We start from the raw sequence: 16600 nt of genomic DNA, 5'->3' as shown, positions 1-16600 counted from the left end.
GATTATCCACGTGCCTTCGCGCTCCGGTCAAACCATGCCAAACCCGCTGCAAGGCGCGCATTTCGTGCTCGCCGCCCACCGCATCAGCCAGCTGCCTGCCGACCTGGGCGCCGAGGTGGCGTTTGCCGGCCGCTCCAACGCGGGCAAGTCCAGTGCGCTCAACGCGCTCACCAACCACAAGGGCCTGGCACGCACCTCGAAGACGCCCGGGCGCACCCAGCAGATGGTGGCGTTCGCACTGCCGCCGCTGGTGCAGGGCGAGGGCGCGCCGCCGCTCGCGGCGCGCCTGATCGACCTGCCGGGCTACGGCTACGCCAAGGTGCCGGAGGACTTGCGCGCGCACTGGAAGCAGGAAATCGACGCCTACCTGCACCGCCGGCAGAGCCTGCGCGGCGTGGTGCTGATTGCCGATATCCGCCATCCGCTCAAGGAGTTCGACCGGATGATGCTGGACTTCTGCTTTGCCACCGGCCTGCCTTGCCACCTGCTGCTGACCAAGGCCGACAAGCTCTCGCGCAACCAGGCCGCGCAGGCGCTGGCGGCGATGCGCAAGAGCTTTCCGGACGGCCTGCATGCCACCGCGCAAGTGTTCTCCTCGCCCGCCGGCACCGGCGTGGACGAGGCCCGCGAGCGGGTGGTGGAGCTGCTGCGCACGCCGCGCGAATGACGCTTTTCCCGCAGCGGCAGATCGTCGCAGTCCCGAGGAGAAGCGCGATCTAACCCGCGAGCGCGTCCATGAACACCGCGCACAGCGCCTCCATGCCTGTGCGGTCCTCCTCGTCGAAACGCGCCACGTGCGGGCTGTCCACGTCCCACACGCCGAGCAAGTTGCCGTCGGATTTCACCAGCGGCACCACGATTTCCGACTGCGAGGCGGCGTCGCAGGCGATGTGGCCGTCGAACGCGTTAACGTCGCGCACCACCTGGGTCTGCCGCGTCTGCGCGGCGGTGCCGCACACTCCCCGCCCCAGCGCGATGCGGATGCAGGCCGGCCTGCCCTGGAACGGGCCGACCACGAGTTCCTTGCCGTCGTACAGGTAGAAGCCACACCAGTTGAGCCCGGGCAGGCTGTGGAACACCAGCGCGGAGAAGTTCGCGGCATTCGCAATGAGGTCGCGCTCGCCGGCAAGCAGGCCGCGCGCCTGCTGAGCGAGGTCGGCATAGTGCTCGCGCTTGTTCGCGTAAGTCTGCGTTTTCAGTTCGAACATGGTGCGCCTGTGTAATCGGGGGTTGGAGTTGATCGGCTGCCGCGAGCCGATGGATCGGGTGTCGCCGTGACCTCGCCGAACGCAGTCCGGTCGAACGACGATTCGAACGCCGAACCCGTATTATGCGCGGGTCGCCCGGATGAGGATGGAGCATGAGCCTGGTCGAACATCGCGAGGGCATCGAGGCGGGGCGGCTGGACATGTTCGTGGACGGCGCGTTTGCGTTCACGCTGACCCTGCTGGCCATCGGCGGCGAAACCATCCCGAACACCGCAGAGAAGCTGCTGCACATCTTGGCCGGCGTGCCGGCGGCGGCGCTGTGCTTCGCCCAGATCGCCTGGATGTGGCACGGCCACGTGCAGTGGCGCCACTTGTGCACACGGTCCACACGCACGGGCCTGCTGCTGTCGCTGTTGCTGGTGTTCTTTGCGCTGATCTTCGTCTATCCGCTGCACATGGTGTACGGTTCGGCCTGTTACAGCGTGAGCGGGGGCGTGCTCTCCGGCGACATCGCGGTGCGGCTGTCCAGCGACGCGCGGACGATGTTCGTCTGCTACGGGCTTGCCTATACCTCCATGGCCGGCACCCTGACCCTGCTGTTCCGGCATGCCGCACGCCTGTGGCCCCCGGGCAGCGAGGAGCAGCGGCGGGCCGCCATCCGGATGGTGGCGTGGGCGGTTCCCGCCGCGGTCGGTTTGCTCTCGGCGCTGAGCGCGCTGCTGCTCCCAGAGGGGCTGGCGCCACTTGCGGGCTTCGAATATGGCCTGCTCGGGCTGATCGGCCCGGCGATCAACTGGTACAAGCGTAGGCATCCCGCAGGATGAGCATGATGCTGTTCGTCGCCGGCACCGATACCGGCATCGGCAAGACCCACGCCAGCTGCGCACTGCTGCATGCGCTGCGTGCCGGCGGTTTGCGCAGTACCGGCATGAAGCCGGTGGCCAGCGGCTGCATCGAGACCCTGCACGGCCTGCAGAACGAGGATGCGCTGGCGCTGCGCGCCGCCAGCAGCACGCCGTTGCCGCCTTATGCGTTGAGCAATCCGCTGGCATTGCGTGAGCCCCTGTCGCCGCACCTGGCGGCTGCGCACGAGGGCGTGACGATCACCCTGCCGCCCCTGCGTGCCGCGTTCGACGCGCTCTGCGCCGACCATGACGTCGTGGTCGTGGAGGGCGTGGGCGGCTGGCGCGTGCCGCTGGCGCCGGGGCTGTTCGCCTCCGGCATCGCGAAGGCGTGGCAGCTGCCGGTGATCTTCGTGGTGGGCCTCAGGCTGGGCTGCCTCAGCCACAGCCTGCTCAGCGCCGAGGCGATCCTGGCCGACGGTTGCCGCCTCGCCGGCTGGATCGGCAACCGCATCGACCCGGCGATGGACGCGGTGGAGGAGAACCTTGCCACCTTGCGCGAACTGCTGCCCGCGCCTTGCCTCGGCGTGCTGCCGCACAGCGTGGCGCCGGCGCAGGCCGCCGGTGGGCTCGACCTCACCGGATTGCTCGCCTGAATTCACATCCGGCATGCCGCGGCTTGCGCATGCTGGCGAACAGGCACAAGGGGGCGCCATGAGCAGCCGCAACCACTACTACCTTTCCGTCGCCGACCTCACCCGTGCGCGCGGCAGCGATCCCGCGTTGCGTTGGGAGGGCGCCGGGCCCGCCGATTTCGCCGCCGCGCTGGAGGAGGCCTTGCGCAGTCCGGCGCTGTTCGAGCGCTGGCGCGCGCGGCAACCGGAGCCCGACGAGGTCGATCCCGCGCTGGGGGCTACCGATGCGCAGGCGCAGGTGCATGCCAAGGTGGCCGATCTGCATGTCGAGGTGGACGTGCAGACCAGCCTGCCGATGAGCCTGTTGCGCCAGCGCCTGAACTGGCTGATCGGCGCGGCGTGGCAGTTGCGCGACGTGCGCCCGGGCTAAGGGCCTGTCCAGATCCCTGCGTGGCCGGGACGGCGCGCGCCGTCCCGCACGAAGTTTCGTCGCGCTGCGGCTGGCAAAACCCGGCACGGTATCGCTACAGTCGGCGGCCGCCATTTCACTCCGCCGCCTCACGGCGCACCGACCGGGAATACAGCATGTTCCGTCCACGCATGATCGTCGTCGCCACCAGCATCGCCCTCGCTGCCTGTTCGCAGGGTTCGAACGAGGCGGGCAAGTCCGCGCCGGCACCGGCTTCCACCGCGCCGGCCAGGGCGGCCAGTGCCGCCGTGCCAGTGGCCGATGCCAATGCCGCCAATCCGTTCTTCACCACCAGCACGCTGCCGTTCCAGGCGCCGCCGTTCGACAAGATCAAGGACAGCGACTATCAGCTGGCGATCGAGAAGGGTATGGCCGACCAGCTCGCCGAGTGGCAGAAGATCGCCGACAACCCCGAGCCGCCCACGTTCGAGAACACTTTCGTGGCACTGGAGAAGTCCGGGGCGCTGTTCAACCGGGTGATGGCGGTGTTCAACGGCGTCACCGCGGCCAACACCGATGATGTGCTGCAGAAGGTGCAGGAAGCGGAGGCGCCGAAGCTGGCCGCGCATGACGACGCCAAGTACCTCGACGGCAAGCTGTTCGCGCGCATCCAGAAGGTCTACGACGCGCGTGCCACGCTGAAGCTCGATCCCGAGTCGCTGCGCCTGGTCGAGGTGACTTACCGCAGCTTCGTGCAGCACGGCGCCAAGCTGTCCGACGCCGACAAGGCCAGGCTGAAGGCACTCAACCAGCAGGAATCCACGCTGGAGGCGCAGTTCAACAGCAAGCTGCTCGCCGCCGCCAAGGACAGTGCGCTAGTGGTCGACGACAAGGCCAAGCTGGACGGACTGTCCGACGAGGACATCGCCGCCGCCGCGCAGGCCGCCAAGGATCGCGGGCTTGCCGGCAAGTGGGTGATCACGCTGCAGAACACCACCCAGCAGCCGGCGCTGCAGAGTCTCAAGGACCGCGCCACCCGCAAGGCGCTGTACGAGGCATCGTGGAACCGCGCCGAGCTGGGCAACGCCGACGACACCCGCGACATCATCGAGCAGCTCGCGCAGATCCGCGCGCAGGAAGCCAGGCTGCTGGGCTTCCCGAACTACGCCGCGTGGACGCTGCAGGACCAGATGGCGAAGACGCCGGGAGCAGTGATGGGCTTCATGGACAAGCTGGCGCCCGCCGCGGTGGCCCGTGTGAAGCAGGAAGCCGCCGAGATCCAGGCGCAGATCGACAAGGACCAGGCCGCGCTGCACCAGCCCACCTTCAAGCTGCAGCCGTGGGACTGGCAGTACTACGCCGAGCAGGTGCGCAAGGCCAGGTACGACCTCGACGAGTCGCAGATCAAGCCGTATTTCGAGCTGGACAACGTCTTGAAGAACGGCGTGTTCTACGCCGCCAACCAGCTCTACGGCCTCACCTTCAAGGAGCGCCACGACATCCCGGTTTACAACCCGGACGTGCGCGTGTTCGAGGTGTTCGACAAGGACGGCAAGTCGCTGGCGTTGTGGTACTGCGACTACTTCAAGCGCGACAACAAGCAGGGCGGCGCCTGGATGGACAACTTCGTCCAGCAGTCCAGGCTGCTCGGCACCAAGCCGGTGATCTACAACGTCGCCAACTTCACCAAGCCTGCGGCGGGCCAGCCGGCGCTGCTGTCGTGGGATGACGTGATCACCATGTTCCACGAGTTCGGCCATGCCCTGCACGGCATGTTCGCCGACGAGCAGTACCCCACCCTGTCCGGCACCGCCACCGCGCGCGACTTCGTGGAGTTCCCCTCGCAGTTCAACGAGCACTGGGCCACCGATCCCAAAGTGTTCGCCAACTTCGCCAAGAACTACCAGACCGGCGCGCCGATGCCGCAGGCCCTGGTGGACAAGATGCGCAAGGCCGGCAAGTTCAACAGCGGCTACGACATGACCGAGCTGGTCGCCGCCGCCATGCTCGACATGAACTGGCATATGCTCGGCGCCGACGCGCCCAAGCAGGACGCGGACAAGTTCGAGGCCGCGTCGCTGAAGAAGGACGGCGTGGACCTGAGCTACGTGCCGCCGCGCTATCGCTCGAGCTATTTCCTGCACATCTGGAGCAACGGTTATTCCGCCGGCTACTACGCCTACCTGTGGACGCAGATGCTGGCCGACGACGCGTTCCAGGACTTCAAGGAGCACGGCGGCCTCACCGCCGAGAACGGCCAGCGCTTCCGCGACATGATCCTGTCGCGCGGCAACACCGAGGAATTGTCCAAGCTCTACAAGGACTGGCGTGGCCAGGACCCCAGCATCGAGCCGATGCTGATCAATCGCGGCTTGAAGGACGCACCGAAGAAGAAATAAGGCGCCATGCGTGCGTCACGAAAAAGGCCGGCGTCGCCGGCCTTTTTCGTGGGTGTTCAGTACGCGAATTCCCTGAACACCGGATCCACGCTGCCGCCCCACGCGCCGTGGAAAAGCTCCAGCTTGCGTTCGGCAGGCGTCTGGCCGGCCTCGACGATTTCGATCAGCGGTTCGAGGTAGATGCGTTCGTCGGCGCCATTGCGGTTGAGCTGGCCTCGGCGCGCAAGGCCGTGGGCGGCGATCTTCAGCGTCTCGCTGGCGAGGTCGCGTACCGTGCCGCGGCGGAACGGCAGGTGCAGCGCCTGCTTCGGCACGCCGTCGCGCAGGGCGTGGCGCTCGGTCATCGTGAAGTCTTTGACCAGGTTCCACGCCGCGTCCAACGCCTCGTCGTCGTAGAGCAGGCCGACCCAGAACGCGGGCAGTGCGCACAGGCGGTTCCACGGGCCGCCGTCGGCGCCGCGCATTTCCAGGTACTGCTTCAGCCGCACTTCGGGGAAGGCGGTGGTGAGGTGGTCGGCCCAGTCCTTCATGGTGGCCTTGGTGCCGGGCAATGCGGCGAGTTCGCCGGCCATGAAACGCTTGAAGTCCTGGCCGGCGAGGTCGATGTACTTGCCGTCCTGGTAGCTGAAGTACATCGGCACGTCGAGGATGTAGTCGACGTAGCGCTCGTAGCCGAAGCCGTCCGCGAACACGAAGTCCAGCATGCCGGTGCGGTCGGCGTCGGTGTCGGTCCAGATGTGCGAGCGGTAGGACAAGTAACCGTTTGGACGTCCTTCCGTGAACGGCGAGTCGGCGAACAGCGCAGTGGCGATCGGCTGCAGCGCGAGGCTGGTGCGGAACTTCTTGATCATGTCCGCTTCGGACGAGAAATCCAGGTTCACTTGCACCGTGCAGGTGCGCGTCATCATGTCCAGGCCCAGGTTGCCGACCTTGGGCATGTACTCGCGCATGATCTTGTAGCGGCCCTTGGGCATCCACGGCATCTCGTCGCGCCGCCACTTCGGCTGGAAGCCCATGCCGAGGAAGCCCAGCCCCATGCCGTCGGCCACCGAGCGCACTTCCTCCAGGTGGCTGTTCACCTCGCAACAGGTCTGGTGGATGGTTTCCAGCGGCGCGCCGGAGAGCTCCAGCTGGCCGGCGGGCTCCAGCGTGATGTTGGCCTTGCCGCGGGTCAGCGCCACCGGCGTCTCGCCCTCGCGGGCAATCTCCCAGCCGTGGCGGGAGGCAATGCCCTCCAGCAGGCTGCGGATGCCGCGTTCGCCCTCGAATGTGGGCGGCTTCAAATCGTCGGTGCGGAAGCCGAATTTCTCGTGCTCGGTGCCGATGCGCCAGGCTTCGCGCGGCTTCTCGCCGGCGGCGAGGTAATCGACGAGCTGCTGGCGGCCGGCGATCGGGGTGCTCTTGACGGCACTGGGTATGGACACGGGCACGGCCTCGCAGGGTGAGGCACCGACTATGGAGGCGCCGCGCGGCGACGAAAAGGGGTTGACGGAAAATATTTGTACGCGGCGGTACAGGTGGTTGTTGCCGCCGTGTCGCGCAAGCCCGTCAGGGGGCGGTGTTGGCGGTCGGCGCGGGACAGGCCAGTCGCTGCACCAGCGCAGCCGACAGATGCTGGCGGCGGCCGATGCTGGCCAGGCTGGCGCCGGGTTTGCGGATGCGGCGATCGTCCACGCAGGCATTGGCGCCGTGGTCGAGCAGGCGTTGCGCGATCCCGGCGTGGCCGGCGACGACGGCGGTGGTCAGGGCGTCGGTGGTGTTGGGCGCTGCGCGCGCCATGACGTTGGCATGGTGGCGCAGCAGTACGTCGAGCGTGGCTGCGTCGTCGCACGTGACGGCACCGAGCAGGGCGGGGCCGACCAGATTTCCGTCGTTGCGCATGAGGCCGGCTGCCTTGAGTCCGGTCACCGCGCGGGGACCGAAGCGCGGATCCTGCGCCATGGCGCTTTCGGTTCGATGCTCGAAGCTGCTCTTGAACGGTGGCAGCCGCGCCATGCCGTCGACAGTGGCGCCATCGTCCAGCAGGCCATCGACCACCGCGGGCTGGTAGGCATTGGCGGCGGTGAGCATGGCGACCTGGCGCCAGTGGATTTGTTCGGCCACGGGCAGCGCGCTCAGGCCCCGCCGTACCTGCGGCAGCCTGCCATCGATGGCGTCGACCATCACGGCGGCGACGGCGGGAGGCGCGTCGTAGGCATCCAGCAGCCAGACTTCGCGGATCGTGGGCAGCGCCTGGCGGCAAAGGTTGCTGGCGGCAGGTGCGGTTTCCGCGGCGATGACGGGTTGCAGCACACAAAGCGCACTGGCGATCAGTGCGAAACGAGCAAGCATTCTGTGTCTCCTCGTGTGGCTTCCGCAGGTCTTGCGCGGCAAGTCTGGGGCTGGCGGTGGATGGCGGCAAGCGGTGGGTCGTCCACGGTGCCGGAAACGACAAGGCCGGCGCATTGGCCGGCCTTGTCGCTGATGCCCGCGGAAGGGCGAACCCTCAGCGCTTCATCGAATTGAAGAACTCGTCGTTGGACTTGGTGTTCTTCATCTTGTCGAGCATGAACTCCATCGCGGCCAGCTCGTCCATCGGGTGCAGCAGCTTCCGCAGGATCCAGATCTTGGCCAGCATGTCCGGTTCGATCAGCAGGTCTTCGCGACGGGTACCCGAGCGGTTGATGTCGATGGCGGGGTAGACGCGCTTCTCGGCGATGCGGCGGGAGAGGTGCACTTCCATGTTGCCGGTGCCCTTGAACTCCTCGTAGATCACCTCGTCCATCTTGCTGCCGGTGTCGATCAGCGCAGTGGCGACGATGGTGAGGCTGCCGCCTTCCTCGACGTTGCGCGCGGCGCCGAAGAAGCGCTTCGGGCGCTGCAGCGCGTTCGCGTCCACGCCGCCGGTGAGCACCTTGCCGGAGCTTGGGACCACGGTGTTGTAGGCGCGGGCCAGGCGGGTGATCGAATCGAGCAGGATCACCACGTCGCGCTTGTGCTCGACCAGGCGCTTGGCCCGCTCGATCACCATCTCGGCCACCTGCACGTGGCGCACGGCGGGTTCGTCGAAGGTGGAGCTGATCACCTCGGCGCGCACGGTGCGGGCGATCTCCGTCACTTCCTCCGGGCGCTCGTCCACCAGCAGGATGATCAGGTGCGCGTCGGGGTGGTTGTACTGCAGCGCCTGGGCGATGTTCTGCAGCATCATGGTCTTGCCGGACTTCGGCTGCGACACGATCAGGCCGCGCTGGCCGCGGCCGATCGGCGCGACCAGGTCGAGGATGCGGCCGGTGATGTCCTCGCTCGAACCGTTGCCGCGCTCCAGCCGGAAGGCCTTGCGCGGGAACAGCGGGGTGAGGTTCTCGAACAGCATCTTGTTCTTGGACGCCTCCGGCGGGTCGCCGTTGATGTCGTCCACGCGCAGCATCGCGAAGTAGCGCTCGCCTTCCTTGGGGTGGCGCACGCGACCGGTGATGTAGTCGCCGGTGCGCAGGTTGAAGCGGCGGATCTGGCTGGGGCTGACGTAGATGTCGTCGGGGCCGGCCAGGTAAGACTCGTCGGCCGAGCGCATGAAGCCGAAGCCGTCCTGCAGGATCTCCAGCACGCCCTCGGCCCAGATGCCGCCGCCGGAGCGCGCGTGCGCCTTGAGGATGGAGAAGATCACGTCCTGGCGGCGGGCGCGCGCCACGCCTTCCTGGATGCCCAGCGATTCGGCGAAGGCCAGCAGCTGCGGCGCCTTCATGCGCTTCAGCTCGGTGAGGTTGATCAGGCGGTCGTCCGCACCCGGATCGGCGTTGTCGTCGTCCATCGGCAGGCCGTGCGGGTTGTTGTAGCGCGGATTGTTGCCGCCGCCGCCCTGCGGGCGCTGTTGCTGGTTGCGCTCGTGGCGGCGGCGACGGCCGCGGCCCTCGCGCTGCTCGGCGTTGCGGTTGTTGCCGTTGTTCTGGCCTTGCCCCTGCGGGTTCTGCGGCTGACCCGGCGCGCGCGCCTCCGACGGAGCGGCAGCTTCGCCGGCGGGCGTGGCTGGTGCGTTGGCGGGCGGCGGCACCGGTGCGGGCTGCTCGAACAGCGGCGCGGTCGTCGCTGCCGGCGCCTCGCTGGCGGCCGGCTTGGCGCCGCGCGACTGGCGGCGCGGCGCGCGCGGACGCGACTCGGACGGATTCTCGGCGCCGCCGGCGTCGTTCGGGGTGGTGTTATCGGTATCGGACACGGGCAAACCTCGCGGGGCGCCGTTGGGAAACAGGAGGGAAGGTGTGCGTCGCGCCAAGGAAGGAGCAGGGGGATCGGGATGATCCCGGCAGACGCGCAAGCAATCTAGCACCCGCCGCGCATGGCCGTAAAGCGCGCGGCGGCGGGTGCAGGGGCGCTCAGAGCGCCTTGTCGATCATCTGGGCCAGCTGGCCCTTGCTGACGGCGCCGATCTGGGTGGCCTCGACCTTGCCGTTCTTGAACACCATCAGGGTGGGGATGCCCCGCACCCCGTAGGTGCGGGGAGTCTTCTGGTTGTGGTCGATGTTGAGCTTCACGATGCGCAGCTTGCCCTGGTACTGGCCGGCCAGCTCGTCGAGGATCGGCGCGATGGCCTTGCACGGACCGCACCATTCGGCCCAGAAGTCCAGCAGCACGGGGGTGTCGGACTGCAGCACTTCCTGCTCGAAGGCGTCGTCGCTCACATGGGTAATCAGGTCGCTCACCGGGATCTCCGAAAGACGGGCGGAAGGAAGGATTGACGACCACGCGGCCAGCATCAGCTACACTGGGGCGCCCATGAAGCGCGGGTCGAACCGGGAAAGAGGGGCTTTGGTCATTGCGGCCCGGGGCCTCATTGCAACGTAACTCGGGGCGCGATTCAAGCGATTCAAGGGCGGCAACGGACGGTTCCGTTGACATAGGCGAGGCGGCTCAGGCGTTTGCGAAACAAACGCGCCATACGGGCCTGTCGAGTCGTTTCGCCTATGCCAGCGGGGCTGCCGGTTGCGCCGCCACCGTTTCGGCGCCCTGTGCGACCCCGGAGCACCGGCAGGCAAGCCCGACCCGCCTGCCGTGCACCGCACGCCGCCACGCGCCGCTCATCCACTCGCTCCGTGCCGCCCCCGGCGGCGGAGCCGGGCCGGCCATGACGCCGATGCCCGCATCCCACCGGCTTTTCCATTCCATGTCGCAAACCGTACTTACCGATACCTTCTTCACCAACTTCGAACTCCATCCGCTGCTGCAGCAAGGCCTGGCCGACGCCGGCTTCACCCGCTGCACGCCGATCCAGGAACTGACCCTGCCGGTGGCGCTGGCCGGCCGCGACGTCGCCGGCCAGGCGCAGACCGGTACCGGCAAGACCTGCGCCTTCCTGGTCGCGCTGATGAACCGCCTGCTGACCCAGCCCGCCGTGGCCGAGCGCAAGGACAGCGATCCGCGCGCGCTGGTGATCGCGCCCACCCGCGAGCTGGCGATCCAGATCGACAAGGACGCGCGCAACATCGGCCGCCATACCGGGCTGAGGACCGCGCTGATCTACGGCGGTGTGGACTACGACAAGCAGCGCCAGCAGTTGCACGACGGCTGCGACATCATCATCGCCACGCCCGGCCGCCTGCTCGACTACTACAAGCAGCAGGTGTTCGGCTTCAACGGCGTCGAGGTGATGGTGATCGACGAGGCCGACCGCATGTTCGACCTCGGCTTCATCAAGGACGTGCGCTACATCTTCCGCCGCCTGCCGGCGCGCGAGCAGCGCCAGGTGCTGCTGTTCTCCGCCACGCTGAGCCACCGCGTGCTGGAGCTGGCCTACGAACACATGCACGAGGCCGAGAAGCTGGTGGTGGAGAGCGACAACGTCACCGCCGACAAGGTGCGTCAGGTGGTCTATTTCCCGGCCAAGGAGGAGAAGCTGCCGCTGCTGCTGAACCTGATCGACAAGCACCAGCCGTCGCGCAGCATCATCTTCGTCAACACCAAGGCCGCTGCCGAGCGCGTCACCGAGCGCGTGAAACGGCACGGCTGCCGCGTGGGCGCGATCTCCGGCGACGTGCCCCAGCTGAAGCGCCAGAAGTTGCTGCAGCGTTTCCAGGATGGCCAGCTCGACATCCTCGTCGCCACCGACGTGGCGGCGCGCGGCCTGCACATCCCGGCGGTCAGCCACGTGTTCAACTACGACCTGCCGCAGGACGCCGAGGACTACGTGCACCGCATCGGCCGCACGGCCCGTCTGGGTGCGGAGGGTGACGCGGTCAGCTTCGCCTGCGACCTGTACGCGATGAGCCTGCCCGACATCGAGGCCTACATCGGCCAGAGCATCCCGGTGGCGGCGATCGAACCGGAACTGCTGGTGATGCCCAAGCCGCGCGAGGTGGATGCCGAGTTCGCCGCCGCCGCCGCCGCCGACAGCGCCGCGTTCGGCGACCGCGTCGAGCCGCGCCATGACGACAAGAAGGGCGGGCGCCCGCGCCGCGGCGAGCGTAGCGGCGAACGCGCGCCGCGCGAAAGCCGCACGCACGAGCCGCGGCCGCCGCGCGCGCCCCGTCCCGAACCGGCGGCGGCCGAAGCCGCCGCGCCGGTCGCCGTGGCAGAGAACCACGGCGCCGCAACCGTCGCCGAGGGCGAGCGCAAGCGTCGCCGCCGGCGCGGTGGCCGCAACCGCCGCCGCGAGGGCGGCGACGTGGCAGCCAACGCCGTGCAGGGACAGCCGCAGGCGAAGCCGGCGGAAGCCGGCCGTCCGCCGCGCGGCGAGCGTCGCCCCGCGCGCGCGACTGCGCCGGACGAGGCAGTCGCGGCCGCTGGCGCACGCCCCTCGCGCCAGGTGGCCGCCACCGCCGGCGACCACCCCCACGCGAACAAGCCCAGCCTGTTCCGTCGCCTGACCCGGCTGTTCACGGGACGCTGAGCGGAGCGACTGAACGGTCGCCCCGCCGATCCACTCGGCGAGGCGACCTGCGCGCCTGCATCCCGTATCCTTGCCGGAATACGGCAGGCAGCGGCGGGGACGCGCGGTGATCCAGTTCGAGCAGGTGAGCAAGCACTACGAGGGCGGCCACGAGGCGCTCTCGCAGCTTTCTTTCACCATACCCACGGGCGAAATGGCCTTCATCACCGGCCACTCCGGCGCCGGCAAGAGCACCCTGCTCAAGCTGCTCGGCGTGATCGAGCGGCCCAGCCACGGCATCATCACGGTGGACGGCCAGAGCCTGGCCAAGGTGCGCGGTCGCGGCGTTCCCAGACTGCGCCAGCGCATCGGCATGGTGTTCCAGGATCATCGCCTGCTGATGGACCGCACGGTGTTCGCCAACGTCGAGCTGCCGCTGACCATTGCCGGGATTGCGCGCCAGGAGCGCGGCCGACGCGTGCGCGCCGCGCTGGAGAAGGTGGGCCTGCTGTCCTACGAGCGCCAACTGCCGGCCACGCTGTCCACCGGCGAGCAGCAGCGGGTGGGCATCGCGCGGGCGATCGTGGGGCGGCCGTCGCTGCTGATCGCCGACGAGCCTACCGGCAACCTCGACCCGCAATTGGCGGTGGAGATCATGGGCCTGTTCGCCGAGTTCCAACAGGTGGGGACCACGGTGCTGATCGCCAGCCATGACCTGCCGCTGATCAAACGCATGCGCAAGCGCGTGGTGGTGCTCGACCATGGCCGGCTGGTGGCGGACCTTGCCGCCGAGGAGGTGCTGTGATGGCAGCCGCCGATGTCCGCCGCGATGCAGAGGCGTCGCCGCGCAACGAAGCCAGCCACGCCCGTCGCGTGGCCAGCTGGCGCGAGCACCACGGCTGGAGCGCTGCGGCCAGCCTGCGCCGGCTCGCGGGCCGCCCGCTGGGCAGCCTGCTCACCATCGCGGTGATGGGCCTGGCGCTGGCCCTGCCGCTGGCGTTCTACCTGCTGCTGGGCAACGTGCAGCAGCTCGGCCACGCGCTGGGCCAGGACCAGGCGATCAACGTGTTCCTGCAGCCGGACCAGGGCGAGTCGCAGGCTCAGTTGCTGGTGAAGCAGCTCGGTGACCGCTCCGACGTGGCGTCGGTGTCGGTCAAGACCCCCCAGCAGGGACTGGACGAGCTGGCCAAGCTGCAGGGTTTCTCCGGCGCGCTGGACGCGCTGGACCAGAATCCCTTGCCCTGGGTGCTGATGGTGCAGCCGAAGCAGGGCCTCGATGCCGCAGCGGTGGAGCGGCTGGTGGGCGACATGCGCGAATTGCGCAGCGTGGCCCAGGTGCAGGACAGCGGCACCTGGCGGCAGCGGCTGGATGCGCTGCTCGGCGTGGGTGACCGCGTGGTGATCGCGCTGGCGCTGATGCTGGCGCTGGCCGCCCTGCTGGTGGTGGGCAACACGGTGCGGGTGGACATCGCCAGCCGCAGCGAGGAGATCGGCGTGTTGCTGCTGGTGGGCGCCAGCGGCGCCTTCGTGCGCCGGCCCTACCTGTATGCCGGCATCTGGTACGGCCTGTTCAGCGGCATCCTCGCGGCGCTGCTGGCGCTGGCGATCGAATTCGCGCTGAGCGGACCGGTGGCACGGTTGAGCCAGGCTTATGATGGCAAGCTGCACATCGGGGGGCTGCCGGCGTGGCTGCTGCTGGCGGTGCCGCCGGCGGCCGCGGCGCTGGGCTGGCTGGGGGCGCGGCTGGTGAGCGCCTGGCAGTTGCGAAAGATGGCCTGAGCGGGCGCGGGCGGGGGCATACGGGCGGGGCATGAGTACGAGCATCAGCAACCGGCTGGTCAGCACGGCGCCACGCGTGCTGGTGGTCGATGGTTCCAAGATGGTGCGGCAGCTCATCGGTCGCGTACTGCAGACCGAGCTGCCGGGCGTGGAGGTGGTGGGCTGCGGCAGCGGCGGCGAGGCCCAGCAACTGCTGGCCGAGGGGGTGTTCGACTTCATCACCGTCGCGTTGCGCCTGCCCGACATCGACGGGCTCGAGCTCGCGCGCTTCGTGCGCGAATCCGCGCCGCAGACCTACGTGCCGATCGTGGTGGTTTCCGGCGACGTGGACGACCGCTTGCATCGCCGTACCCTGGGCGAGGACGTCACCGACTACTTTGACAAGTCGCTGGGTTTCCAGGCGCTGGCCGAGTTCATCCGCGGCTACGTGCGTCCAGAGGGCAGCACCGAGGGCGAGGTGCTGTACGTGGAGGACAGCCGAGTGGTGGCGCTGGCCACCCGCCGCATGCTGGAGAAGTACGGTCTCACCGTGCACCACGTGATCAGCGTGGAGGATGCGCTGGCGCTGCTGGAGACCGCGCAAGTGCGTGGCGAGGTGGGCGCCGACGTGGTGCTCACCGACGTCAGCCTGAAGGGCGAGCTCACCGGCGGCGACCTGCTCGAACGCATCCGCAAGGACTTCGGCTACGGCAAGGGCCGGCTGCCGGTGCTGGTGATGACCGGCGACGAGAATCCGGCGAACCAGGCCGCGCTGATCAAGGCCGGCGCGAACGACCTGGTAGAGAAGCCGGTCGAGGAAAAGCTGCTGGTCACCAAGTTGCTGTTCCAGCTGCGCGTCGCGCGGCACCTGCGCCAGCGTGGTGCCGCCGCATGAGCGAGGTGCGGCTGGAGCCCTCGTGGAAGGCGCGCATCGGCGCGTACCTCGAGCGCCCCGAGATGCGGGCGCTGGCCGAGTTCCTGCGTGCGGAGAAGCGCGCCGGCAAGACGATCTACCCGCCGGGGCCGGAGATATTCAATGCCTTCGCACACACGCCGTTCGAGGCGGTGCGCGTGGTGATCCTGGGCCAGGACCCCTACCACGGCCCAGGCCAGGCACATGGCCTGTGCTTCTCGGTACGTCCCGGCGTGCCTGTGCCGCCCTCGCTGGTCAACATCTTCAAGGAGATCCAGCGCGACCTCGGCATCGTGCCGCCAGACCACGGCTGCCTCACGCCCTGGGCCGATCGCGGCGTGCTGCTGCTCAACGCGGTGCTCACCGTCGAGCGCGGACAGGCCGCATCACACCAGGGCAAGGGCTGGGAGGGCTTCACCGACGCGGCGATCGACGCGCTCAACCGCGAGCGCGAGGGCATCGTGTTCATGCTCTGGGGCAGCTACGCCCAACGCAAGGGCCAGTTGATCGACACGCGCAGGCACTGCGTGCTGAAGAGCGTGCATCCGTCGCCGCTGTCCGCCCACCGCGGCTTCCTCGGCTGCGGGCATTTCTCCGCGGCCAACCGCTATCTGGAAAGCCACGGACAGGCGGCCATTGACTGGTCGCTGCCGCCGCGCGCCGCCTTGCCCGGCTGACCGCTCAGCCCGTCACCTCGGCCCACATCCGCAGCAGGTTGGCGTGCGAGCGGCTTACGGCGTCGAAGGCCTGGCTCTTGCCTTCCCGGCCGAAGATGTCGCGCTTGGCGCTTTCCAGATCCCAGAGCAGTTCGCGGCGAGCCGAGTCGCGCACCATGCTCTGCACCCAGATGATGGCCGCGTCGCGCACGCCGCGGGTCACCGGGTTGACGTGATGCAAGGTGTTGGCCGGGTAGGCGATGGCGGCGCCGGCGTCCAGCTTGAAGTTGTATTCCATGCCGCCGTTGGCATGCGTCACCAGCTCGCCGCCGTCGTAGCTGAGCGGATCCGAGATGAACACGGTGATTGCGATGTCGGTGCGTATCGCGCTGCCCGGGCTGCCCATCACCGGGGCATCGACGTGCGCGCCGTACTCCATGCCGCCGGCATAGCGGTTGAACAGCGGCTGGGTGTTGGCCGCCGGGAGCAGCGCTGCCTGCAGCAGCGCGTTCCGCTGGAAGGCGGCGCGCACGATGTCGGCCATCCGCGCATAGCTCGCGCTGCCGGTGTCGATCTGCTGGTTTTTCTTGACGGTGCGTGCCGACCAGCCGGCCGTGACGGAGCCGTCGACGAAGGGGGCGGATTGCAGTTCGGTGCGGATCGCAGCGAGCTCCTGGGCCGTCAATACATCGGGTACACAGACGATCAAGTGAACTCCCCCTTTCAGATGGCTTGTCCCGGCATTGTAGTGAAGGGGCCACGACTGGACACGCGCGTGCACCCCGCCGTGCGCTTGTTTTCAACCCCTGTCGAACGGCCCATGCCCGGTACCGGTGCCGCGCGCAGGATGGACAAGCGATCAGTATTTCTGTACGATACAGTCCATTAAAAGCCGTGAACCATTTGCGGCTTTAGCACTCCAACCACCGGAGTGCTAACCTGAAG

16 protein-coding genes are annotated in these 16600 nt (G+C 68.4%); 10 read left to right on the top strand and 6 right to left on the bottom strand.

The window, feature by feature from the left end:
• The first annotated feature begins 34 nt into the window (after positions 1–34).
• Entirely contained in the window at positions 35–667 is a 633-nt protein-coding gene (gene yihA, locus AC2EWF_RS16600) for a ribosome biogenesis GTP-binding protein YihA/YsxC (RefSeq protein ID WP_483640500.1), read from the top strand.
• Between the two features lie 49 nt (positions 668–716).
• Here yihA and AC2EWF_RS16595 read toward each other — a convergent pair whose 3' ends face one another.
• The gene (locus AC2EWF_RS16595; RefSeq protein ID WP_483640499.1) at positions 717–1208 is read right to left on the bottom strand and encodes a GAF domain-containing protein; all 492 of its coding nucleotides are present in this window, start codon (positions 1206–1208) and stop codon (positions 717–719) included.
• 152 nt (positions 1209–1360) lie between these two features.
• On the opposite strand from AC2EWF_RS16595, the gene AC2EWF_RS16590 reads away from it, so the two are divergent.
• The 4 genes from AC2EWF_RS16590 to dcp all read left to right on the top strand — a co-directional run bounded on the left by AC2EWF_RS16590 (position 1361) and on the right by dcp (position 5493).
• Positions 1361–2032: a TMEM175 family protein gene (locus AC2EWF_RS16590; protein WP_483640498.1), complete on the top strand. Its 672-nt coding sequence runs from the start codon at positions 1361–1363 to the stop codon at positions 2030–2032.
• A complete protein-coding gene (gene bioD, locus AC2EWF_RS16585) occupies positions 2029–2706 on the top strand; it encodes a dethiobiotin synthase (RefSeq protein ID WP_483640497.1) in 678 nt (225 codons plus the stop codon). The genes AC2EWF_RS16590 and bioD overlap by 4 nt, the downstream gene beginning before the upstream one ends.
• Before the next feature lie 58 nt (positions 2707–2764).
• On the top strand, positions 2765–3115 hold the full coding sequence (locus tag AC2EWF_RS16580) for a hypothetical protein (RefSeq protein WP_483640496.1): 351 nt from the start codon (positions 2765–2767) through the stop codon (positions 3113–3115).
• Between the two features lie 155 nt (positions 3116–3270).
• The gene (dcp, locus tag AC2EWF_RS16575) at positions 3271–5493 is read left to right on the top strand and encodes a peptidyl-dipeptidase Dcp (protein WP_483640495.1); all 2223 of its coding nucleotides are present in this window, start codon (positions 3271–3273) and stop codon (positions 5491–5493) included.
• Positions 5494–5549: 56 nt separating this feature from the next.
• Here the strand turns inward: dcp and AC2EWF_RS16570 are convergent, their stop codons facing one another.
• The 4 genes from AC2EWF_RS16570 to trxA all read right to left on the bottom strand — a co-directional run bounded on the left by AC2EWF_RS16570 (position 5550) and on the right by trxA (position 10166).
• The gene (locus AC2EWF_RS16570; RefSeq protein WP_483640494.1) at positions 5550–6917 is read right to left on the bottom strand and encodes a glutamate--cysteine ligase; all 1368 of its coding nucleotides are present in this window, start codon (positions 6915–6917) and stop codon (positions 5550–5552) included.
• Positions 6918–7041: 124 nt separating this feature from the next.
• Positions 7042–7824, bottom strand: a complete 783-nt coding sequence (locus AC2EWF_RS16565; RefSeq protein WP_483640493.1) for a hypothetical protein — start codon at positions 7822–7824, stop codon at positions 7042–7044.
• 154 nt (positions 7825–7978) lie between these two features.
• On the bottom strand, positions 7979–9682 hold the full coding sequence (gene rho / locus AC2EWF_RS16560) for a transcription termination factor Rho (RefSeq protein ID WP_483640492.1): 1704 nt from the start codon (positions 9680–9682) through the stop codon (positions 7979–7981).
• 157 nt (positions 9683–9839) lie between these two features.
• The gene (gene trxA / locus AC2EWF_RS16555) at positions 9840–10166 is read right to left on the bottom strand and encodes a thioredoxin TrxA (RefSeq protein WP_483640491.1); all 327 of its coding nucleotides are present in this window, start codon (positions 10164–10166) and stop codon (positions 9840–9842) included.
• 461 nt (positions 10167–10627) lie between these two features.
• Here trxA and AC2EWF_RS16550 point away from each other — a divergent pair, with 461 nt between their 5' ends.
• The 5 genes from AC2EWF_RS16550 (at position 10628) to ung (ending at position 15676) form a co-directional block, all read left to right on the top strand.
• A complete protein-coding gene (locus AC2EWF_RS16550) occupies positions 10628–12349 on the top strand; it encodes a DEAD/DEAH box helicase (protein WP_483640490.1) in 1722 nt (573 codons plus the stop codon).
• A 106-nt stretch (positions 12350–12455) separates the two neighbouring features.
• Positions 12456–13133: a cell division ATP-binding protein FtsE gene (ftsE, locus tag AC2EWF_RS16545; RefSeq protein WP_483640489.1), complete on the top strand. Its 678-nt coding sequence runs from the start codon at positions 12456–12458 to the stop codon at positions 13131–13133.
• Positions 13133–14107, top strand: a complete 975-nt coding sequence (ftsX, locus tag AC2EWF_RS16540) for a permease-like cell division protein FtsX (protein ID WP_483640488.1) — start codon at positions 13133–13135, stop codon at positions 14105–14107. The genes ftsE and ftsX overlap by 1 nt, the downstream gene beginning before the upstream one ends.
• A 31-nt stretch (positions 14108–14138) precedes the next feature.
• Positions 14139–14981 (top strand): response regulator, encoded by an 843-nt coding sequence (locus tag AC2EWF_RS16535; RefSeq protein WP_483640487.1) that lies wholly within the window; start codon positions 14139–14141, stop codon positions 14979–14981.
• Complete coding sequence (ung, locus tag AC2EWF_RS16530; RefSeq protein ID WP_483640486.1) at positions 14978–15676, top strand: uracil-DNA glycosylase; 699 nt, start codon at positions 14978–14980, stop codon at positions 15674–15676. The genes AC2EWF_RS16535 and ung overlap by 4 nt, the downstream gene beginning before the upstream one ends.
• Before the next feature lie 4 nt (positions 15677–15680).
• Here the strand turns inward: ung and AC2EWF_RS16525 are convergent, their stop codons facing one another.
• On the bottom strand, positions 15681–16364 hold the full coding sequence (locus AC2EWF_RS16525; protein WP_483640485.1) for a Fe2+-dependent dioxygenase: 684 nt from the start codon (positions 16362–16364) through the stop codon (positions 15681–15683).
• Positions 16365–16600 lie beyond the last annotated feature (236 nt).

Source organism: Rhodanobacter sp. sgz306013 (assembly GCF_057031145.1).
The sequence above is the reverse complement of the archived record's forward strand: the minus strand, read 5'-3'. Positions and strand labels throughout refer to the sequence as shown.